The sequence below is a fragment of the Archangium violaceum genome (genome assembly GCF_016887565.1).
Lineage (GTDB): Bacteria > Myxococcota > Myxococcia > Myxococcales > Myxococcaceae > Archangium > Archangium violaceum_B.
On sequence record NZ_CP069396.1, the window covers coordinates 2,691,122 to 2,711,438 of the forward strand.

The 20,317-nt window shown below is 69.1% G+C and carries 21 protein-coding genes; 5 read left to right on the plus strand and 16 right to left on the minus strand.

Going from position 1 to position 20,317, the window contains the following annotated elements; genetic code table 11:
- Window positions 1–95 precede the first annotated feature (95 nt).
- The 4 genes from JRI60_RS11140 to JRI60_RS11155 are packed head-to-tail and all read right to left on the minus strand — an operon-like array spanning window position 96 to window position 2,219.
- Window positions 96–305 (minus strand): SRPBCC domain-containing protein, encoded by a 210-nt coding sequence (locus JRI60_RS11140; RefSeq protein WP_204225823.1) that lies wholly within the window; start codon window positions 303–305, stop codon window positions 96–98.
- Entirely contained in the window at window positions 298–624 is a 327-nt protein-coding gene (locus JRI60_RS11145; protein ID WP_204225824.1) for an ArsR/SmtB family transcription factor, read from the minus strand. Before JRI60_RS11145 ends, JRI60_RS11140 begins: the two co-directional genes overlap by 8 nt.
- A 32-nt stretch (window positions 625–656) precedes the next feature.
- On the minus strand, window positions 657–1,265 hold the full coding sequence (locus tag JRI60_RS11150; RefSeq protein ID WP_204225825.1) for an alpha/beta fold hydrolase: 609 nt from the start codon (window positions 1,263–1,265) through the stop codon (window positions 657–659).
- 33 nt (window positions 1,266–1,298) lie between these two features.
- Window positions 1,299–2,219, minus strand: coding sequence for a DMT family transporter (locus tag JRI60_RS11155; RefSeq protein ID WP_204225826.1), 921 nt, complete (start codon window positions 2,217–2,219; stop codon window positions 1,299–1,301).
- Between the two features lie 199 nt (window positions 2,220–2,418).
- Here JRI60_RS11155 and JRI60_RS11160 point away from each other — a divergent pair, with 199 nt between their 5' ends.
- Complete coding sequence (locus JRI60_RS11160) at window positions 2,419–3,375, plus strand: class I SAM-dependent methyltransferase (RefSeq protein WP_204225827.1); 957 nt, start codon at window positions 2,419–2,421, stop codon at window positions 3,373–3,375.
- Between the two features lie 16 nt (window positions 3,376–3,391).
- Here the strand turns inward: JRI60_RS11160 and JRI60_RS11165 are convergent, their stop codons facing one another.
- From JRI60_RS11165 to JRI60_RS11195, 7 genes are all read right to left on the minus strand, one after another.
- On the minus strand, window positions 3,392–4,198 hold the full coding sequence (locus JRI60_RS11165; RefSeq protein WP_204225828.1) for a hypothetical protein: 807 nt from the start codon (window positions 4,196–4,198) through the stop codon (window positions 3,392–3,394).
- Between the two features lie 13 nt (window positions 4,199–4,211).
- Window positions 4,212–5,021, minus strand: coding sequence for a hypothetical protein (locus JRI60_RS11170; RefSeq protein ID WP_204225829.1), 810 nt, complete (start codon window positions 5,019–5,021; stop codon window positions 4,212–4,214).
- 31 nt (window positions 5,022–5,052) lie between these two features.
- On the minus strand, window positions 5,053–6,681 hold the full coding sequence (locus tag JRI60_RS11175; RefSeq protein WP_204225830.1) for a serine/threonine-protein kinase: 1,629 nt from the start codon (window positions 6,679–6,681) through the stop codon (window positions 5,053–5,055).
- A gap of 165 nt (window positions 6,682–6,846) precedes the next feature.
- Window positions 6,847–7,248, minus strand: coding sequence for a hypothetical protein (locus JRI60_RS11180; protein WP_204225831.1), 402 nt, complete (start codon window positions 7,246–7,248; stop codon window positions 6,847–6,849).
- 99 nt (window positions 7,249–7,347) lie between these two features.
- Window positions 7,348–7,752, minus strand: a complete 405-nt coding sequence (locus JRI60_RS11185) for a hypothetical protein (protein WP_204225832.1) — start codon at window positions 7,750–7,752, stop codon at window positions 7,348–7,350.
- Window positions 7,753–7,763: 11 nt separating this feature from the next.
- On the minus strand, window positions 7,764–8,207 hold the full coding sequence (locus JRI60_RS11190) for a hypothetical protein (protein ID WP_204225833.1): 444 nt from the start codon (window positions 8,205–8,207) through the stop codon (window positions 7,764–7,766).
- Between the two features lie 26 nt (window positions 8,208–8,233).
- A complete protein-coding gene (locus JRI60_RS11195) occupies window positions 8,234–8,665 on the minus strand; it encodes a hypothetical protein (protein ID WP_204225834.1) in 432 nt (143 codons plus the stop codon).
- 190 nt (window positions 8,666–8,855) lie between these two features.
- Between JRI60_RS11195 and JRI60_RS11200 the strand changes: the two genes are divergently transcribed.
- A complete protein-coding gene (locus tag JRI60_RS11200; protein ID WP_239470461.1) occupies window positions 8,856–9,962 on the plus strand; it encodes a citrate synthase in 1,107 nt (368 codons plus the stop codon).
- A gap of 83 nt (window positions 9,963–10,045) precedes the next feature.
- On the plus strand, window positions 10,046–11,680 hold the full coding sequence (locus JRI60_RS11205; protein ID WP_204225835.1) for a glycosyltransferase family 39 protein: 1,635 nt from the start codon (window positions 10,046–10,048) through the stop codon (window positions 11,678–11,680).
- 46 nt (window positions 11,681–11,726) lie between these two features.
- On the opposite strand, the gene JRI60_RS11210 is transcribed toward JRI60_RS11205, so the two are convergent.
- Window positions 11,727–12,311: a superoxide dismutase family protein gene (locus JRI60_RS11210; protein WP_204225836.1), complete on the minus strand. Its 585-nt coding sequence runs from the start codon at window positions 12,309–12,311 to the stop codon at window positions 11,727–11,729.
- A gap of 88 nt (window positions 12,312–12,399) precedes the next feature.
- Window positions 12,400–13,986: an N-6 DNA methylase gene (locus JRI60_RS11215; protein WP_204225837.1), complete on the minus strand. Its 1,587-nt coding sequence runs from the start codon at window positions 13,984–13,986 to the stop codon at window positions 12,400–12,402.
- 75 nt (window positions 13,987–14,061) lie between these two features.
- Between JRI60_RS11215 and JRI60_RS11220 the strand changes: the two genes are divergently transcribed.
- Window positions 14,062–15,003 (plus strand): hypothetical protein, encoded by a 942-nt coding sequence (locus JRI60_RS11220; protein WP_204225838.1) that lies wholly within the window; start codon window positions 14,062–14,064, stop codon window positions 15,001–15,003.
- 6 nt (window positions 15,004–15,009) lie between these two features.
- On the opposite strand, the gene htpG is transcribed toward JRI60_RS11220, so the two are convergent.
- Window positions 15,010–17,010 carry a molecular chaperone HtpG gene (gene htpG, locus JRI60_RS11225; protein WP_204225839.1) on the minus strand — a complete coding sequence of 667 codons (2,001 nt, stop codon included), beginning with the start codon at window positions 17,008–17,010 and terminating at the stop codon, window positions 15,010–15,012.
- A 137-nt stretch (window positions 17,011–17,147) separates the two neighbouring features.
- On the opposite strand from htpG, the gene JRI60_RS11230 reads away from it, so the two are divergent.
- Window positions 17,148–18,338: a GNAT family N-acetyltransferase gene (locus JRI60_RS11230; RefSeq protein WP_204225840.1), complete on the plus strand. Its 1,191-nt coding sequence runs from the start codon at window positions 17,148–17,150 to the stop codon at window positions 18,336–18,338.
- A 21-nt stretch (window positions 18,339–18,359) separates the two neighbouring features.
- Here the strand turns inward: JRI60_RS11230 and fabF are convergent, their stop codons facing one another.
- A complete protein-coding gene (fabF, locus tag JRI60_RS11235) occupies window positions 18,360–19,601 on the minus strand; it encodes a beta-ketoacyl-ACP synthase II (protein WP_204225841.1) in 1,242 nt (413 codons plus the stop codon).
- 78 nt (window positions 19,602–19,679) lie between these two features.
- Window positions 19,680–20,270, minus strand: coding sequence for a TetR/AcrR family transcriptional regulator (locus JRI60_RS11240; protein ID WP_204225842.1), 591 nt, complete (start codon window positions 20,268–20,270; stop codon window positions 19,680–19,682).
- Window positions 20,271–20,317: the final 47 nt, after the last annotated feature.

The following is a 20,317-nucleotide window of genomic DNA, read 5'->3' on the forward strand; positions in this document are numbered from 1 at the left end:
ATGGATCCCCCGGGTGAACAGCAGGGGGAATCCTGCAATAACCGGAATACAAGATCAACACTCATGAGCACATCAATGACTGACGGCCGAGGGGCTCAGCCCCTCCACCAGCTGAAGTCGAGCGGCTTGCCCGTCTCCAGGAGGGTCTTGAGGCTGCTGAGGATGGCCTGCCATCCGCCGGTGACTTGCTGGAGCCCCTTGCTGCCCGGCTCGAAGCCCTCGTGCGTGACGACGAGGCGCAGCACCGTGGGGGTCTGCTCGATGGTGGCGATGTAGCTGACGTGCACGAACTGAGGCTTATCCATCCTTCTTCTCCTGGCTGTCTTCCAACGCTTCCTTCAAGGCGCTGAGCGCCCGCAGCCGTTCGCGATCGAACTTCCCGATCCACCGCTCGTAGATGTCGTGAATGGGCGCGGGGTTGAGGTAGTGGAGCTTCTCGCGACCCCGCCAGACGGTGACGACGAGCTGGGCGGTCTCCAGCACCACCAGGTGCTTGGTGACCGCCTGCCGCGTCATCGAGAGGTGCTCACACAACTGGTTCAACGTCTGCCCGTTCTCCACGTGCAGACGATCGAGCAGCTCCCGCCGGGTGGGGTCCGCAAGCGCCTTGAAGACCTCATCCATACCGACACCATATGCAACCTGGAGGTTGCATGTCAAGGATGGGCGCCGAGATGCTCCGTGACCCATGTGGAGATTTCCGCCGCGCGGTCGCGGGCGAACATGTGGTCGCCGCCAGCGAGCACCCGCAGCCGGGCCCTGGGCAGCAGTTGCTCGAGACGATGGCCGACCGCCACGGGGCTGATGGGATCGGCATCGCCCCAGAGGAGCAGCGTCGGGATGGAGATGCGGTGGAGCTCCGCCGAGAGATCCGTCCGGTCGGAGAGGATCCACTCCGCGGCCTTCGGGTATTCCGCGCGATAGGACGCGCGCCAATCGCTTGCGCCGTGGCTCGCCACATCGATGCCGCCGGAGGTCGCCGTCAGGATCAGATGGCTGATGCGCTCCGGATGGGCGAGTGCCAGCCGCACGGCGACGACGCCGCCCATCGATTGCGCCACGACCACACTTGGGCTCTCCAGCCTGCTGGCGGCATGCGCCACCGCATCGTCCAGGCTCTGGAGCCCCGGCTCATGCGGCTCGTGACCGAGACCCGGCCAGCTCAGATAGGTCTTGCGCCAGCTCGCCGGCAACAACGCGCCGAGCGGATGCCAGAAGGATGCGGCGCCGCCGGCGCCGGGCAGGAACAGGACGTGGTGGTTCATGTCCACCATCCTCGCCAGGGAAGGGCCGCTTCTTCAACGAGACTGAAGCCATCGCCGGAACCAGGCTTCGCCACTCACCAGGGTGATGCCCAGCAGCACCAGCACGGCGCCCCCGACGAAGTTCAGGGACAAGGGCTCATCGAGAATCAGCACACCCATGCTCACGCCGAACAGCGGGGTCATGAAGGAGAACACCGCCAGGTTCGAGGCCAGATAGCGGCGTAACAGCCAGAACCAGATGAGATAGCTGACGAAGGAGACCACCACCCCCTGGAACAGCACGCTGGCAACCGCCCGGGGCGTCAGTGCGACATGGCCGACCTGTCCGTTCATGACGGCGATCAGCAGCAACAGCACGAAGGCGACCGCGAGCTGGTAGAACAGCGTCAGGCTCGGCGGTGCCTCCGACAACTTCGAGCCACGTATCACCACGGTGGTGGCTCCCCAGGCCATGCCCGCCATGAGCCCCATGGCATCGCCCAGCAGCATCCGCGAATCCATGTTGGCCAGGGAGATGCCACCACCAAAAGCCACCGCGATGCCGACGAAGCACAGGCCGATCCCCAGCCATTGCAGCCGGCGCAGACGCTCGCTGGGCAGGAGCAGGTGCAGCCCCAGGGCGGAGAAGATCGGCGAGGTGTAGAGGAACACCGCGATGTGCCCGGCGGTGGTGCGTTCCAGCCCCAGGGCGATCAGCAGGAACTCCAGGGCGAACAGCACCCCGGAGAGCAGGCCCGCGGGCAAGGTCCCCTGACGGAGTCCCTCCCAGCCGCCGCGCCAGAACATCAGCAGGGCCACCAGCAACGCGGCGATGCCGGAGCGCGCCGACGCCTGCACGATGGGCGCGATGTCCGCCGCCGCCAGTTTGATCGCCACCTGCTGCAGACCCCAGGTCATGCAGAGGGCGATCATCAGTTGGAACGAGAAGGCATCGGCACCACGTCGCTCGTTCATGGCGCGGCTCCAGCGGCACGCACGCCGTCAGGCGATTCAAGAAGGACGACCGAGCGGAGTACGGGCAGTGGCATGGAGGTGTTTCGGCGGGCAGGCAGGCGTGAGGCGTGCGGAGAACCGCGCCCCTCGGTACAACGTCGGCGGGTTCTGGTCGATCCTGTTCTTGCTGGTCGAGACTGAAATGGGAGCGCACACACATATGCTGGACACACTCTGGAGCCACTACCGCGCCGGGGGCCTCGAGGCGGCCGCCAGCGTTGCCGGGCCTTCGCCGGAGGGGCTCCTCTATCTGGCGATGCTCGCCTTCGCGGATGAGCGCCACGCCGAGGCCGCCACCTTCGCCGCCCGCGCCGCACAGGCCGCTCCGGCGGACCCGCTCTTCCCCGCGGCCGCGGCCTACCTCGCGCGGGTGGCCCGGGAGGGCAAGCGCAACGTCTACGTCTCGGCGGAAGGCTTTGGCGCCTTCATTCGCGGTGGCGGCAACGTCGCCCTCTACCGGGAGACGAGCCGGGCGTTGGCCCGGCATTACCCGGGCGAGCCGTTCGAGCTCCTCGACATCGGCGTCGGTGATGGACTGGCGCTGCTACCCGCACTGACGCCAGCGGTGCGGAGGGTGACCCTGGTGGAGCCGGCGGCGCCGCTGCTCGAACGCACCTCGGCGGAGCTCGTCGCGCGCGGTGTGAGCCATGAGCCCTTCTCCGGGCGCTTGCAGGAGCTCATCGCCAGTCCCGGAGGGGAGACGCGGCGCTGGGCCGTGGCGCAGGCCACCTTCAGCCTTCATTCCATTCCACCGGCCGAGCGGCTCGGGCCGTTGGGCTGGCTGCGTGCCCACTGCGACACACTGCTGGTGGCCGAGTTCGACGCGCCCCTCATGGACGAGCCGCTGAAGCCGGACGTCATCCGGCATGTGTTCGGCCGCTACCGCGAGGGATTGTCCGAATACTCCGGCTCCGACTTCGAGACGGTGACGCAGGGCTTCCTGATGCCGGTGTTCTTCGGGTACGTGGACCGCGGCGCCACACGTACCACCTTCGAGCAACCCGTGAACGGCTGGGAGGCCCAGCTACGAGAGGCGGGCTTCGCGCGTGTGGACCGGCAGCTGTTGTACCCCTACTGGTGGGCTCCTGCCTGGCTGCTCGTGGCGCACGCGCGGTGACAGGAGCCGCCAGTCCTCACTGATCGTCGCAGGGCGTGCCCAGCCGGACGCCGGTGTAGGGCCCCAGCTCGTTGTAGATGAGCGGCAGGTTGTCGGAGACGGGAACCACGCGCAGCTCGAGCCGCTTCTTGTTCTGGATCCACATCGAGGGCTTCTGCTGGTCCACCACGAGCCGGAGGTCTCCCTTCTTCGTGGAGAAGATCTGCCCCTCCGAGTCGGAGACGAGGTTGACCATCTCCTGGAGCTTGAGATTGCCCTTGGGCCCGATGGACACCCGGAAGCGCTTCTGGTCCTCGGGATGGAAGCCCCGCTCGACCAGGTAGTAGATGCCCTTGCTGTCGCGCAGCAGCGCGTAGGGCACGAACTTCTGAGGGTTCGCCTCGAACGCAGCGGCCAGGAGCAGCTCTCCGGCCTTCTCGGACTCGACGAAGGTGAAGGGGATGGTCCGCTCGCCGCATCGGACCGCGCAGTCCCCCTTCTCCTTTTCCACGATGACCTTCGAGTACACGCGCATGTCCGCGCCGCGGAAGTTGGGGTTGCTGTTCGCGTCGACGAAGCGCGGCTCCAGGAAGGTGTTGCTCATGTACTTCTCGACGGGCACCTGCACGAACGTGCGGCCGTCCCCGTAGAAGAGATGGTCCGGGCCATCCTTGTTGGGTGACAGGGCGAAGTAGTGGCCCTTCCCATCGGTGCAGAGCGTGGTCTTCTCCAGGAGCCGCTTCTCTCCCAGGTTCTGGGCCTTGCCCCACGGGGGCTCGATGGCCCACGAGGCGTTCGACGAGAGGAGGACCACGGCGGCGGCGAAGATGTGACGAGCAGGCATGACGCGCTCCGTCCTAAAGGTTCTTTTCGAAGTACTGGATGGCGAAGTCTTCCTGGTTCCCGGCGTCCTGCTGCGTCGTCCAGGTCACCTGTCCCGCGTCGACGGACAGCGTCATGGCGTCGCCGAACTGGCAGCGCACCTGCCGCACCTTCTCGCGGATGATCCGCTTGCCCACGTTCGTGTCGCACAGCTTCTCCAGTGCGGTGAGCGGGTTCTGGCAGAAGGAAGCGACGCTGTAGGTCTTCAGCAGGTCATCCGAGATGGTGTCCCAGACGATCGACGCGGTCACCGAGGTGCCGCAGGTCTTGTTCATCGACTTCAGCGTCTCGGCCAGCGACTGGTCGTGCCTGGCCATCGTGCCCGGGCGGTCGAACGCCGCGAGCCTGGCGAGCGTGCCATCCGCCTTCTGCTTCTCGTACACCGAATAGATGTCGCTGGCCTTCAGCGCCTGGGTGCGCGGCTCGTCATAGGAGACGGTGATGCTGTCCCTGTGCCCGGGCACGAAGAGCAGGTGACTCTGTTTTCCGTACCGGGAGCGCACGATCAGCGTCGTGTAGTCCTTGCCCCGAAGCGTCGTGGTGTAGTCCTCCTTGTTGCCTTGGGCGCTGTGCTCGTGCAGGAGCGCCTTTCCGTCGAACTCACCGCCCGTGCCCTGGACGTAGACGAGCGCCTTGTGTTCCTGCACGGGCAGGAGTGGGATGACGGAGACTTCCTCGCCCTGCGGGCCCGAGAAGACCTTGCCCGCTCCGATAGGGGCTGGGGCTCGGGTCGTGGCGCAGCCGACCAGTCCCATCGCGATGACCGCTGCCAGGATGATTCTCACGTTCACATGTCCCCCCGTGAAGGACGTGGGTTCAAAGATTGATCTCATATTGCTTGCAGTACTGACGTACCCGGGTGCGCTCCGCCGAGGGGACCTTCGCCCACTGCGCGCGGGCATTGGCGAGGTCGCTCTGGTGGCAGTGGGCCCGGGTGAGCACCGAGAAGGACGCCCCGGTGATCTTCATCCGTTGGCTGCGGCGGGCGAGCCGGATCGCCTCCGCGGCATTGCCGTCCTTCAGTGCCTGCTCCGCATCCGTCAGATCCTTCCGCACCTCCTCGGGCATCACCTCGGGAGGGCCCTGGCGCGCGGTGGTTCGCGGGGTGGGACGGGTCTCGGCGGTGGTGGTGGCGGCGACCTGCTCGGATGGCGCGGACTCGCTCGGCTCGGACCCGGTGGGAGGGGTCTCGGCCGGAGCCGTGACGACGGCCGGGGGAGGGGTGGCCGGCTTCGGGGGCGGCTCCGCCTTCGCCGTGCTCTCCGGCGTGCTGACGGCCGGGGCGGGCGGAGTCTGGGGGCGCAGCCACCATCCGGCGGCCGCGACCGCCACGAGCAGCACCGCCACCCCACCCGCGATCAGCGGGACCTTCGACTTCGGCTGCACCGTGGGACCCAGCGGCACCGTGTTCCCTGGAACCTCCGCCTGGGGTTGGGTCGTGGGACGGCGTCCCGGCACCGTATTCGCGGGTTCGTCCGCCCGGCGCGTCGGGAACGAGGACGGGGAACCCGGTGCCCTGGGGGTCGCCTCGGGACGCGCCGTCGGCTGCGGCTGGGACGGGGGAAGGCTCTGGAGCGGGGTTCCCGTCAGCTCGGCGATGAACGACGCCACATCCGGGAAGCGGTCCTTCGGGTCCTTCGAGAGCGCCCGGTCCACCGCCGCGATCACCGACGGGGGGACGTCCGGACAGAGCAGTCCCAGCGCGTCCGGGGGCTGATACACGATGTTGTAGATGAGGCCCGCCACGGAGTCGCCGTTGAACGGCGGCCGGCCGGTCAGCATCTCGTAGACGATGCACCCGAGGGCGAACAGGTCCGAGCGGGCATCCACCTCGCGGTTCTTTCCCATCGCCTGCTCGGGCGACATGTACCGCGGCGTGCCCAGCAGCACGTCCTCCTTCGTGTGGACCGTCTGGGCGCTGGCGAGCTTCGAGATGCCGAAGTCGAGCAGCTTCACCTGCTGGCCCACCACGCCCCCGGACTCGGTGGGGACGAGGTACACGTTGCCCGGCTTCAGGTCCCGGTGCACCACGCCCGCCTGGTGGGCGGTGTGCAGGGCCGAGCCGATCTGCCGCGCGATGAGGAGCGCCTCCTGGAGGGGGATGGCGCCCTGGCGCAGCCGCTTCGAGAGGCTCTCGCCGCGCAGGTGCTCCATCACCAGGTACGGCGTGCCGTCCTCCAGGCTGTGGAAGTCGAACACCGCGACGATGTTCGGGTGGCCGAGCCGGGAGGTGATCTCCGCCTCACGGCGGAAGCGCGCGTACACCTCCGGGCTCGTCTCCTCCTGTGCGTGGAGGACCTTCACCGCCACCTGCTTGCCGGGCAGCCGGAGGTGTTGGGCCAGGAAGACCGTGCCCATGCCTCCCCGACCCAGCTCCGAGACGAGCTCGTAGGTGTCTCGAAGGATGGTTCCGATGCGGATGGAGCTTGCGACTGGTTGGGTCATGAGACGTAGCGGGGCAGATACAACAACTGACTTCCTCGTTCCGCTTCTTTCCCACATCCCTCTGACCCTGTTCCAGAGACCCTGGGCGCAGGTCCTGCTCCCAGGTTCCGCGCGAATGAGAAAACGGCGCGGAGGGACCTCACGCCGGACGGCGCGGGCTTCTGGCTAGCTCTCCGGAGGCGGGCACACGATGGGGCAGGTCTGCCCCTGCTCCACGCACGTGCCGCCGCAGCAGCCCGACAGGTACTCGCAGCCCGCGGTCTTGCCGCAGATGCTGGACGACAGCCCGTCGCAGGTGGCCTCGGGCAGGGCGCTCTGCTCGCCCGGCGGAGGCGGACACGCGATGGGACAGGTCTGGTACTGGTCCACGCACATGCCGCCGCAGCAGCCCTTCAGGTACTCACAGCCCGCGGTCCTGGTGCAGGTGCTCGCCGACAGCTCCCCACAGGAGATCAACTCGGAGGTGGCGCTACCGGTCTCGGTGCCCTCCTGCGTATCGGGCTGGCACCCGACAAGCCCAGACACCACCAACATCATCAGTCCTGCGAACAGATGCCTTGCGAGCATGAACATTCCTTCGACATCGCGGGCGGCATTGCCCGCGGTCGGCTTGCAATAGCAAAGAGGACCAACCGCGCGAAAGGGTAGGGCGGGGTACGCCCCGCTTCAGCGCTCGGCGCGGCGCTGGAGCTTCACCACCTCGGCCGTCACCGTCACGCTGCTGGGCAGCGGGATGAAGAAGAAGATGGCGCCGAACACCTTCGTCACCGGCAGGTACTGCGTCTGGCGGAAGCGGACGTTGATGGCGCCATCGCCGCCCATCTCCCGCACCTGGGGAATGAGCACGTCCTTGAAGCCGGCGTCGAGGTCCGTGCCCACCACGTCCACGAAGCCGAAGAGCAGCACGCCCGAGCGCGTGGCCTGGACCATGCCGAGCGACTCATAGGGCTCGGGGATGTCGCCCGCCGTCACGAAGACTTCCCCGCCGCTCCGGTCGGACGGGACGGAGGTGGTGTTGACGACGGTGCAGCCGGTGAGCGCCACGAGCGCGAGCGCGAGGAGGGAACGCATCGAAGGAGGCCTCACGGTTGGGTGGGAAGGAAGTGGATGATTTCGCCGGTGACGGTGATGTTGCGGTTGCGGGTCTTCACTCCACCTCGGCCACGCGCCGCGTTGGTGAAGGACTCGGACAGGTCGGAGGCGCGCTCCACGTCGGTGGGCGGGTTCTCGTCCTCGAACTCGATGTTGATGACACCGTCGCCGCCCATCCTCAGGGCCGCATCCACCAGCGCCTTCTTGATGGTGCTGTCGAGGGCGGCATCTCCCAGGTCCGAGATGCCCGCCACGGTGACGCCGTAGCCCATCACCTGGGCGAAGCCGAGGGTGCGGTAGGGCCGGGGCGAGCCGCCGGTGCTGAGGTACAGGCCGCGACCGCCATCGGGCGGACGGTCCGAGAGCTTCGTGCCGCGCGACACGGCACTGCATCCAACGCACAGCAGCAAGGGAAGGAGGAGCGGGAGTCTCACCGGGTTCTCCAAGGCGCGGAACGGGTTCAACGAGACACGGTCGTGGCCGAGGCCGGCACGGCACCCGGGGCGAGCTTCACCACCTCGCCACTGATGGAGACCTCGCTCGGCAGCGGGATGAAGAAGAGCAGGGCGAAGAGGATGCGGGTGGGCAGCGGGTACTGCGTCTGATGGAAGCGCACGTTCATGATGCCGTCGCCTCCCATGCGCCGCACCTCGGGGATGAGTGACTCATACATGCCCCCCTCCAGGTCCGCCGACGCCAGGTCCGCGAAGCCGAAGAGCAGCACGCCCCGCCGCGTGGTCTGCACCAGCCCGACGCTCTGGTAGGGAACCTTCAGGTCCGACGTGGTGACGAAGACCTCGCGCGTATCGCTCATGGGCGGCACCCGGACCACGTTCACCGAGGTGCAGCCAGCCAGCGCCATCAGAATGAGGAGTCCAGACAACCCTCGCATGCGGTCTTGCCCTCCCTCGTCCGCAGGGGAGCCGAGGATCGGTGGATTCGGGCTTTTGGGGCAATCTTTATTTTCGCGGCCGGTCTGACAGGAATTCCCGAGCGACATGTCGAATGTCGAATGTCGAATGTCGAATCGAGTTTCGAGCTCGTGGACGCGTCATTACAGCCTGTGTCGGAGGGACACGAGCATGAACGTGAACACGACGCAGGCGCCGGTACAGGCGGGTCTCGAGGGGGTGGTGGTGGCCGAGACCCGGTTGAGTGAAGTGGATGGAGAGCGGGGACGGTTGGTGATCGCCGGGAGCGACGTGGAGTCGCTCGCCGGAGTCATCTCCTTCGAGGAGGTGTGCGCGAGGCTCTGGGCGCCTCATGCGAAGGAGCCGCTCCCGGGCTCGCTCCAGGCGGCACTGGGCGAGGCGCGGGTGCGTGCCTTCGGCCTGCTCGAGGGGCTGGGAGACGCGCTCTCGGCGGAGGACGGCATGGACGCACTGCGGGCCGCGGCGGCACACGTGTCGGCGCGCTCCGATGGCGAGCTGGGGACGCACCTGCTGCTGACGGGGGCCCTCGCGGTGTTCGCGGGAGCCTGGGCGAGGCGCGGACGCGGGCTGGCTCCCGTGCGGCCGGACCCGACGCTGTCCCACGCGGCCGATCTGCTGCGCATGGTGACGGGCGAGTCCCAGCCCGACAGGGCCGCCGGGCTCGATGCCTATCTGGTCACCGTCTCCGACCACGGGCTGAATGCCTCCACGTTCACCGCGCGGGTGATCGCCTCGACCGGTTCCGACTCGGTGTCGGCGGTGGTGGGCGCCATTGGCGCGTTGAAGGGGCCCCTGCATGGTGGAGCGCCCGGGCCGGTGCTGGACATGCTCGATGCCATCGCCCGGCCGGAGCGGGCCACGTCGTGGCTCGAGGAGGAGCTGCGGGCCGGCCACCGCATCATGGGCATGGGCCACCGCATCTACCGCGTGCGCGACCCTCGCGCGGCGGTGCTGGAGCGTGCCATCGAGCGGCTCGAGCGCGGGGGCCTGCGGACCGAGCGGCTCGCCCTGGCTCGTGCCGTGGAGCGCGCGGCCGAGGACCTTCTCCGTCAGCGCTACCCCGACCGCCCGCTGCGCGCCAACGTGGAGTTCTACACGGCCGTGCTGCTCGACGCGGTGGGGCTGGACCGGACGATGTTCTCGCCCGCCTTCGCCTGTGGCCGCGTCGCCGGGTGGCTCGGGCACGTCTCCGAGCAGCGGACCACCGGGCGGCTCATCCGCCCCGCGTCGCGCTATGTGGGGCCGATGCCGGACTGAGAGGGAGGGGCGCGAGACGTGCTCGCCTGGAGGGCATGGTGGCGGGCCAGGGGCAGCCAGGGGCGTGTTATGACGCCGCGATCATGGATGTCCCACCCCCCGTCGTGTCGGATGCCGCCCCGCCGGAGGCGGTGCGTGCCCAACCGTGGCACCTCGCCTTCGGCGTGCTGATGGGGGTGGCCACGGTGGTGGCGCTGGCCACCTTCCTCGACTACGGGCTCACCTGGGACGAGGACATGCAGCGGCAGTACGCGGAGCGGGTGCTCGCCTGGTACCGCACGCTGGGGCGGGACCGTTCCGCGGTCGATTTCGCCAACCTCTACCTCTACGGGGGCTTCTTCGAGGCGCTCGCCCAGTGGGTGGGGGAGCGCTTCCCCGCAGGTGTCTACGAGGGCCGCCACCTGGTCAACGGCGTGTTCGCGCTCCTCGGGCTCGGGGGCGCGTGGCAGCTGGGGCGCAGGTGCGGTGGCCCGCGCGTCGGCTTCCTCTCCGCGCTCTTCCTCGTGCTGCACCCCCTCTATTGGGGACACGCCTTCAACAACCCCAAGGATCTGCCCCTCGCCACCCTGTCCGTGTGGACCCTCGCGGCCGTGGTGCGCGGGATGGAGCTCCTGCCGCGCGTGCCCTGGCGCCAGGTGCTGCTCACGGGCGGGGCCCTGGGGCTGGTGCTCGCGGTGCGCGCGGGCGCCATCTTCCACTTCGGCTACGTGGGGCTCGCCTGGGTCGGAGGACTGCTCGTCCACCACTGGCGCGCGGACTCCCGCAGCCGCGAGCTCCTGCGCGACGTGGGCCGGCTGGGGTTGGGACTGCTCCTGGTGCTGGCCGTGGCCTGGGGGGTGATGGTGTTCTTCTGGCCCTACGGTCTGGTGCGCCCGTTCAAGAACCCGCTCAATGCCATCCGCGAGGCGGCGGCGTTCGAGTGGGACGAGCCCCTGCGCTTCCTCGGCCGGGACGTGCGTGGGCGGCGCCTGCCCTGGACGTACCTGCCGGTGTCCATCGGCATCAGCCTTCCCGAGTTCTTCTACCTGGGCCTGCTCGCGGGAGTGGGGGCCTGGGTCGCCCGCTGGCGCGCCGGGTGGCGGTGGGCGGGGCAGGGGTGGATGAAGGCGGGACTGCTGCTCTTCGCCATCCTCTTCCCCATCGGAGCCGTCATCGTGGCGCGCTCCACCGTCTATGACGGCATGCGCCATTTCCTCTTCGTCCTGCCGCCGCTGGCGGTGCTGGCGGCGTGGGGCGTGTCCTCGCTGTGGGACGTGGTGGGGGCTCGCGCGGTGCGGGTGGGAGTCGCGGTGGCGTGCGCGGCCGGAATGGCCTGGGTGGTGGGGGAGATGGTGAGCCTGCACCCCTACCAGTCGGTGTACTTCAACCGGCTGCTGGCGGGGGGCCTGCGGGGCGCGGCCGGACGCTTCGAGACGGATTACTGGGGCGCCAGCTACCGCGAGGCCGCCGAGTGGCTCCTGCGCGAGTACCACCCGGACACGGACGAGCCCATCGTCGTGGCCAACCGCTCCGCCGACTTCCTCTCCTCCTATTTCCTCGAGCGCGCCTCCGGGGGGCGCTTCGTGGGGGCGTACGGACGCGAGCCGCACCTCATCCTCGCCACCGAGCGCTGGGACTGGCACAAGCGGACGCCGGGGCGGCTCCTCCACGTGGTGCGCCGCCAGGGCGTCCCGCTGGCCTACGTCTTCGAGGTGCGCCCACCCGCTCCGCGGCGGTGAACGCCGGGAGGGCCTTCCCGACCCTCCCGTCGCGGCGGGATTGCCGCTACTTCGTCACGATGCCGCAGGCGATGCGGTCACCGGCGTTGCCGGCCGGATCGCTCTGGTAGTCGTCCACACCCGCGTGGACGACGACGGCCGCGCCGTCCTGGTCCTCCACGTCCTTGAGCTTCAGGCCGTGCGCGAAGAAGTCGAACTGGATCTTGCCGTCGGCGGGCACGTGCAGGTTGGGCAGATCGCCCTCGTGCTTGCCCTCGGCGGCGAGGATGCCGTGCTTCTTCTTGGCCGGGTTGAGGTGGCCACCCGCGGTTTTGAAGGGGGCCTCGCACTTGCCCGTCTCGTGGATGTGGATGGCGTGCTCACCGGCCGGAACGTTGGAGAGCGTGCCCTTCACCAGCACGCCGTGGGGCGTCTCGGTGAGCGTCACCTCGCCCAGGGACTGGCCCTTCTGGTCCTTCACGTCGGCGCGGGCGGTGGCGCCACCGGCGGCTGGCTTGTTCTCGGTCTTCTCGGCGGCCTTCTCCTCCTTCTTGGTGGCGGCCTTCTCCTTGGCGGCGGGGGCCTTGCCCTGGGCGAACGCCGGGCCTGCGAGGCAGAGGACGGCAGCGGTCAGCAGCGCGCGAGTCTTCATACGGGGTATCTCCTTCTCCGCGGGAATTCCCGGTTCCGGACTTCCGGGCCGAGAGTGAAGGTGGACACTAATGCGCCGTGCGTGTTCCTCAAGGCTGGAGAGCAGTCAGGGGGACGGGCACCACCCGAGAGGCGCCGTACACGGGGGCCCACCGCCGCTGCACATCGGGGCCATTGAGGAAGCGCACGATTGCCCGGAAGGCGGCGAGCGGGCCACCGAGCCCCTCGGCCCAGGCCAGCCCTCGTGGAGAGAGGTTGGGCACGAGCGGGCCCAGGGACTCCTCGGAGTGGAGGACGCGGGTGATGTCGAGTCCCTCGTCGCGTACGCGCTGGGGCACGAGCAGGGGCGCGAAGCGGGCGTGCCGGTGGTCGTGCACGCAACCTTCCTCCTCCAGGAGGGCGGCGGACAGGGGCAGCTCGCGCACGTTGAAGAGGAGCTTCACCGCGCCGCGATGTGGATCCCACGGGCCGCGCAGCCGGTGGTCGCCGCGGGGGATGAGGCGCCGGTCCAGATAACAGAAGGCGCGAGCCTCGGAGGGGAGGGTGCCGCGGTGACGCGCTCCGGCATAACGGAAGAAGGGACGAACACAGGCCGAATCCACCGCGAAGGGGGGACCTTCCTTCAAGGCCCGCAGCTTGGGCAGCAGGGCCGCGGGAATCCCCTGCGCGCGGGCGAACTCCCCGAGTGCCTCCAGGGGGGTGCGCGCGAAGTCCTCGAGGCGAGCGAGAAGCCGTCGGGGATCCTCATCCACGAGCAGCTCATCGAAGCGGGTCTTCACACCGGTCAGACTCACGGGGACGAGCGAGGTGAGGGGCTCGCCCTCGGAGCGCCAGCGGGCATCGAGCTCGGCGGCCTCTGGGGGAGTGGGAGCCAGACGCCACTCGGGGGCCTCGGGAGTAAAGGGAACCCCCACCATCCCCTCTCCCTCCGGGAGAGGGTCGGGGTGAGGGTACCTGGAGTAAACGGCCCGAGCCCGTGCATCCAGCGGCGACGTCCACACGGTGATGCAGGTGCGCACCTGCGTGCCCGCGAAGGCGCCCGGCCCGAGGTCCACCACCTCGCGAAGAGACAGCGTGCGAAGCAGCGTGTCTCGCAGGGGCGCATAGAGGAAGGCGTCGAGGAGGCTGGTGGGGGTGATGAAGGCGAGCACGCCCGGGCGCGAGGAGAGCCGGTGCGCGGCGAGCAGGAGGAAGAAGGCGAAGTCGTCGCGCAGGCTGGTGCCCGGAGGGAGCGCGAGGGGCAGCAGGGCGCGGAGGCGGGCGTAGGCGTCGCGGTCCTTCAGGAGCGCGGAGGTGCCGTTGTAGGGCGGATTTCCGACCCAGACCTCCCGGTGCGAGGGGGGAAGGCTCGCGAGCAGGGGCTCGAGCCCGCCGCGCAGCGCATCTCCCACGCGGACGTCCGCGCCAGGGACGCGAGCCTGACAGGCGCGGGCCACCTCGGGGGAGAGCTCCAGACCGGCGAGGTGGGCCTCGGGGCGTGCGAGTGCGGCGGCGGCGAGGAAGGCCCCGGCACCACAGGCGGGGTCCACCACCGCGAGCGGTCCGTCGCCGGCATGGGCGAGGGCGAGCGCCAGCGTGCGCTCCACCAGGGGCGCGGGTGTATAGAAGGCTCCGAGCGCGCGCCGGTCGAGTCCGGAGAACTGATGGACGAGCGCCTCCTCGTCGAGTTGAGGCATCCGTCATCCATCCTACTCCGGCGCGCTTTCCTTGCCGGGCCGGACCGTAGCAACATGGCCCCTCCAGGGTGCCCCATGCCGCCTCCGCCGTCCAAGCCGAAGGTTCCAACCAGGGATGTGCCGCTGGGGGATGATGACGAGGCCCCCACGCAGATGCAGCCGCGCAAGCTCGCCCTGCCGCGCGCCCCGTCGCGCGAGAGCGAGAGCACCGTCGTTGGACGTCCCTCCTGGTCGGGCGGAGACGGGTTCGAGGCCTCCGAGGTGAAGACCAGCCCGGGACGGCCGGCCTTCACGGGAGGGCGAACCAACCCCGGCGTGCCGGCGCTCTCCGGGGAGGCCACCAGTCCGGGGCGGCCGGCCTTCACGGGCGTGGCCCCCGAGGTCCGCAAGAGCCTCTTCCATGACCGCTCCGCGCCGCCGCGAGGGCTGCTGCCGTCCGAGGCGCTCCTGGCGGGCCTGGACGAGGCGCTCCAGAAGGCCGCGCAGCTCAAGGCCCCCGTGGCGGCCGTGCGGGGGCAGCTCAAGAAGGACTGGCTCCCCCTGCTGCGCCTGGCGGTGGAGCAGGCCGGTGGGGACGGGATGGATGCCTACGTCACGCAGCTGCTGGCCCCGCCGGGGCGCAAGGCGACGTCGCCCCTGTTCGGAGACCTGGCCTCGGGCATGGAGCGGCTGGAGGCCGCCGCGGACGTCAACGCCCTGAGCACGGTGGCACAGGAAATCCGCGCCACGGTGGCCAGTGCGCTGGGAGACCCCTCGCCGCGCGCCATCTCGCTCAAGCTGTTGGAGAGCGAGCTGGATGGCCGGGTCGAGGTGGACGCGATGCTCTCCATCCGCTTCGCCTCGAACGCCGAGCTCATGACGCGGCGGGTCGAGGCGGAGAAGACGCTGGAGGAGCTTCGCAAGCAGATGCAGGTGCTGACGGGCAAGCCGCCAGGAGGCATCTTCTCCAACTTCGCCCGCGTGAAGGTCGAGAAGCGGGTGATGGACGCCGAGGCCCGTCGCCGCGGCGTCCGTTGAGTCCCCTCAGTTGCGCGTCACCGGAGCCTCGGGGCTGGAGGCCACCGCGTCCGAGGCCGGCGTCTCGGGCCCCGAAGCCACGGCGCCCGCGGGGGTGCCCCTGCCCGGCGTCTGCGCCACCTGCGTCATCAGCGCCGTCATGCGCCGCGCGAAGCGGTTCGGATCCTCCACGCTGCTGCCCTCGGTGAGCAGCGCCTGGTCGTAGAGCATCTCCACCCACTCCGTCACCTGGGGCGAGCCCGCCTCCTTCTCGTTGAGCGCGCGCAGGTGCTCGATGATGGGGTGCGCCGGGTTCACCTCCAGGATGCGCTTGACCCGAGGCACGCTCCGGCCGCGCTCGCGCAGCAGCCGCTCCACGAACGCGTGCGAGCCGCCCTCCGGCACCACCAGGCAGCACGGCGAATCCGTGAGGCGATCCGACACCCGCACCTCGCGCACGTGCTCCTTGAGCACCTCCTTCATCCGGTCCGCCAGCGGCCCCAGCCCCTTGGCGCGCTGCTCCTTCTCGCGCTTCTCCTCTTCCGTCTCCTCGAGCTTGAGATCCGCGTGCATCGCCGACACCAGCGGCTTGCCCTGGAACTCGCGCAGCCCCTGCGACGCCCACTCGTCCACCGGGTCCGTCATGTACAGCACCTCGTACCCGCGCTTCTTCAGCGCCTCGAGGTGCGGCGAGTCCACCACCGCCTTCCGCGACTCGCCGAAGACGTAATAGATGGCCTTCTGGCCCTCCTTCATCCGCGACACGTAGTCCGCCAGGGAGGTGAGGCCCTCCTCACGCGAGCTCTCGTAGCGCAGCAGCGCGCCCAGCTTCTCGCGGTGCTCGGTGTCGACCGCCAGGCCCTCCTTGAGCACCGGGCCGAAGCCCTGCCAGAACGTGCGGTAGTCCTCCGGCTTGTCCTTGGCCAGCTTCTCCAGCATGTCCAACGTCTTCTTCGTCACGTGCTTGCGGATGGCCTGCACCACCGCCGAGTCCTGCAGCAGCTCGCGCGACACGTTCAGCGGCAGGTCGTCCGAGTCCACCACGCCGCGCACGAAGCGCAGCCACTGCGGCAGCATCTCCTCGCAGCGGTCCATGATGAGCACGCGCTTGACGAACAGCCGCACCCCGCGCTGCTGCGGGCTGTTCAGGTCGAACGGCGGCTGCTTCGGCAGGAAGAGCAGTCCGGTGAAGACCTGGTTGCCCTCGGTCCGGAAGTGCGTCCACGCCAGGGGCGGCTCCCAGTCGTGCGTCAGGTGCTTGTAGAACTCCTGGTACTGCTCGTCGGTGATCTCACTCTTCGAGCGCTGCCACAGGGCGCTGGCCTTGTTGACCACCTCGAGCTGCGTCTCGGTCTTCTTCGCGTCCCCCTCGCCCGTGGTCTTCTTCACCTGGAGCTTGATGGGGTGGTTCACGTAGTCCGAGTACTGCGTCACCAACGAGCGCAGGCGCCACTCGTCGAGGAACTCCTTCTGGTCCTCCTTGAGGTGCAGGACGATGGAGGTGCCGCGCGTGGCGCGCTCGGCGGGTTCCACGGTGAAGCTGCCCTTGGCATCCGACGTCCACCGCCACGCCTGCGTGTCCTTGCCCGCCGCCCGGCTCACCACCGACACCTGGTCCGCCACCAGATAGGAGCTGTAGAAGCCCACGCCGAACTGGCCGATCAGGTTGACGTCCTTCTGGCCCCGCTGCGACACCATCTCCAGGAACTCGCGGGAGCCGGAGTGGGCGATGGTGCCCAGGTTCTTCACCAGCTCGTCGTGCGTCATGCCGATGCCGGTGTCCTCGATGGTCAGCGTGCCCTTCTCCGCGTCGGGGATGAGGTGGATCTCCAGTGCGGAGGCTCCTTCGAGCAGCTCGGGCTCGGTGACCGAGCGGAATCGCAGCTTGTCGAGCGCGTCCGACGCGTTCGACACGAGCTCACGCAGGAAGATCTCCTTGTGGCTGTAGAGGGAGTTGATGACCAGGTTGAGGAGCTGGTTGATCTCCGCCTGGAACTTGTGGGTCTCCCGTTGAGTATCGACGGACATTTTTCCTCCGGGCGCCTCGGCGGGCGCGGACGCCCTCCCTGTAACCATTGAAAACGGGCTGTCCAGCCATCTGGCTCGCCTGGCAGTAGGGCGGGCAGGGCCTTTCTGTCCTAGGCTGTGACGCCTGGGAGGACAGCGTGGATACGACCGCACCGCACTTCGGACCGCCGCGGGGAGAGCAGGAGCTCGCCACCGCGTGTGACATCGTCGCTCAGGCGTTTGGCATGAGTCCGGACGAGATGGGTCCCTGGCTCCAGAGGGTCCAGGACGGGCAGGGCCAGTTGAAGGTCATGCGCGAGGGGGGGTCGACGGTCGCCACGCTCGTCTTCATTCCCATGGGGCAATGGTTCGGTGGGCGATCGGTGCCCATGGTGGGGATCGGCGGGGTGGGGGTAGCTCCCGCCAGCCGGGGCCAGGGCACGGCCACCCGCCTGATGCAGACGGGTCTGCGGGAATTGCGCGCCCAGGGCGTGCCCCTCGTCAGCCTCTATCCCGCCACCCAGCCGCTCTACCGGCGCGTGGGCTTCGAGCAGGCCGGCTCGCGCTTCGAGATTCGCGTGCAGGTCTCGGGGCTCGACTTCCAGGAGCGCACCCTCTCGCTGCGGCCGGTGCGGGCGTCCGACATGCCGGCCCTCCACGAGGTCTACCGCCGCCATGCCCAGCGGCAGCAGGGGTGGATCGACCGGACCCCGTATACCTGGAACCGCGTCACCCACCCCAAGGGGGAGACCGCCTACGGCTACCTCGTGGAGGGCAAGGCCGGGGTGGAGGGCTACCTCTACCTCACGCGCCGGGCGGATCCGCGCAACCTGAAGCAGGAGCTCAACCTCACGGACCTGGTGGCGCTCACCCCGGCCGCGTGCCGACGGCTGCTGAGCTTCATCGGCGACCACCGCTCGCTGGCCATGGAGGCGGTGTGGCGCGGCGGGCCGGTGGATCCCATCCTCTTCCTGCTGCGCGAGCAGACGTACCAGGTGAAGCACCTCTTCTACTGGATGCTGCGCGTGCTGGACGTGCCCGCGGCCCTCCTGGCGCGCGGCTACCCGGTGGGGCTCTCGGGCGCGCTGCACCTGGAGGTGGACGACGACCTCTTCCCGGAGAACCGGGGCCGCTTCGTGCTGGAGGTGGAGAACGGCGAGGCCGAGGTGCGCCCCGGAGGGGATGGGGACATGAAGCTGCACGTGCGCACGCTCGCGTCCCTCTACAGCGGCTTCCTCTCGCCCGCCGCCCTCCAGCTCGCCGGGGTGCTCGAGGCGGACGAGACCTCCCTGCGCACCGCCACGGCGCTCTTCTCCGGACCGCCGCCCTGCATGCCCGACATGTACTGAGCCTCGGGGCGACTCCCCGGCTCAGACGTGCCGGCGGAACAGGAGCGACACGTTCGTCCCTCCGAAGCCGAAGGAGTTGCTCATCACCGCGTCCACCCGGCGCTCCCGCGCCTTGTTGGGAACGCAGTCCAGCCGGATGCGCGGATCCTGACGCTCCAGGTTGATGGTGGGGGGCAGGAAACCCCGGGTCAGCGCCAGGATGCTGATCGCCGCCTCCGCCGCGCCGGCCGCCCCATTCATGTGGCCGGTCATCGACTTGGTGGAGGACACCGCCAGCGAGGGGAGATGCTCGCCGAACACCGCCTCGATGGCTTCCGCCTCCAGGGCATCCCCGATGTCCGTGGAAGTTCCGTGGGCATTGAGATACCCCACCTCCGCGGGGCTCATGGCCGCGTCCTTCAGCGCGAGCCGCATGGAGCGCCGCGCGCCCTCGTGACCGGGCGCCGGAGAGGTGACGTGGTAGGCGTCACTGCTGGCGCCGTAGCCCGCGAGCTCGGCGTGGATGCGCGCTCCCCGTGCCAGGGCGTGCTCCCGCTCCTCGAGCACCAGCATCGCCGCTCCCTCCGCGATGACGAAGCCATCCCGGTCCACGTCGAAGGGCCGGCTGGCCTTCTCCGGGGCGTCGTTGCGGGTGGAGAGCGCCTTCATCGCGTTGAAGCCCGACACGGCCAGGATGCAGACGGGCGCCTCGGACCCGCCCGTCACCGCCACGTCGAAGTCGCCCCGCTCGATGCCCCGCATCGCCTCGCCAATGGCGTGGGCGCTGGTGGAGCAGGCCGAGTTGGTGGCCCAGCTGGGGCCCTTGATGCCGTGGCGCATCGTGATGTAGCCCGCCGAGAGATTCACGATCATCTGGAGGATGAAGAACGGGCTCACCCGATCCGGGCCCTTCTCGAGGACCTTCCGGTACGTCTCCTCCAGCGAGGAGATTCCGCCGATTCCACTCCCGACGATCGCCGCCACGCGCTCGGCGTTGTCCGCCGTCACGCGGAAGCCCGAGTCGGCCAGGGCCATGTCGGACGCGGCCACCGCCAGGTGCTCGAAGCGGTCCATCCTCCGCAGCTCCCGCCGGTCGATGAAGTCCTCCGGCTTGAAGTCCGGCACCTCGCCCGCGAAGCGCGTCTCCAGCGCGCTCGCATCGAACAGCGTGATGGGGCGGACTCCACTCCGGCCCTCGATGAGATTCCTCCAGCTCGCTTCCACCCCGGTGCCACACGGCGTGATGAGCCCGAGCCCCGTCACCACCACTCGCCTGCGCTTCATGGTTCTCTCCTGGAATCGAACGGTCGTATGATTTTCGGGCATGCGTGCTCCTCGTGGGCGCGTCGTGGAGTGAAGAAGTCAGTTCATGGCCTGGGCCAGCAGGTCCTCGAACGCGGCGAGGGCGTGCTCCTGGGCCCTGGGGTTCTGAAGCAGCCGGTGCGAGTGGTGGTAGCTGAGCAGCAGCCCCTGGACGGAGAAGGCCAGCCGGTGCACATCGAGCCCGGCGCGCAGCTGCCGCTGCTCCTGGGCCTGGCGCGCGAGCTTGACGATCAGCAGCAGCAGGCTGCGCATCTGCGCCACCACGCTGTCGCGCACGGGCCCGGGGCAGTCATCCACCTCGGAGGAGGCGGAGAGCAGGATACAGCCGCCGGGAACCTCGGGGCGGCTCAGCCACGCCAGCCAGCGCTCGAACAGCGTGCGCAGGCGCGGCAGTCCGGGCTCCATCCGAAGCGCCGGTTGGACGACCCTGTCGTTGAAGGCTTCCGACGTGAAGTCCAGGACCTCGAGCTGCAGGCTCTCCTTGGAACCGAAGTGGGCGAAGAGGCCCCCCTTGGACATCTGGGTCTCCTCGGCCAGCTTGCCAATGGTGAGCGCCTCCAACCCCTCCCGGCTGGCCACCCGCACGGCGGCGTCCAGGATGCGCTGGTGCGTCTGTTCTCGCTTGCCCACGAGGGATTATTACGACCGTTCGATTTCTGGCGCAAGCGGCCGGAGTC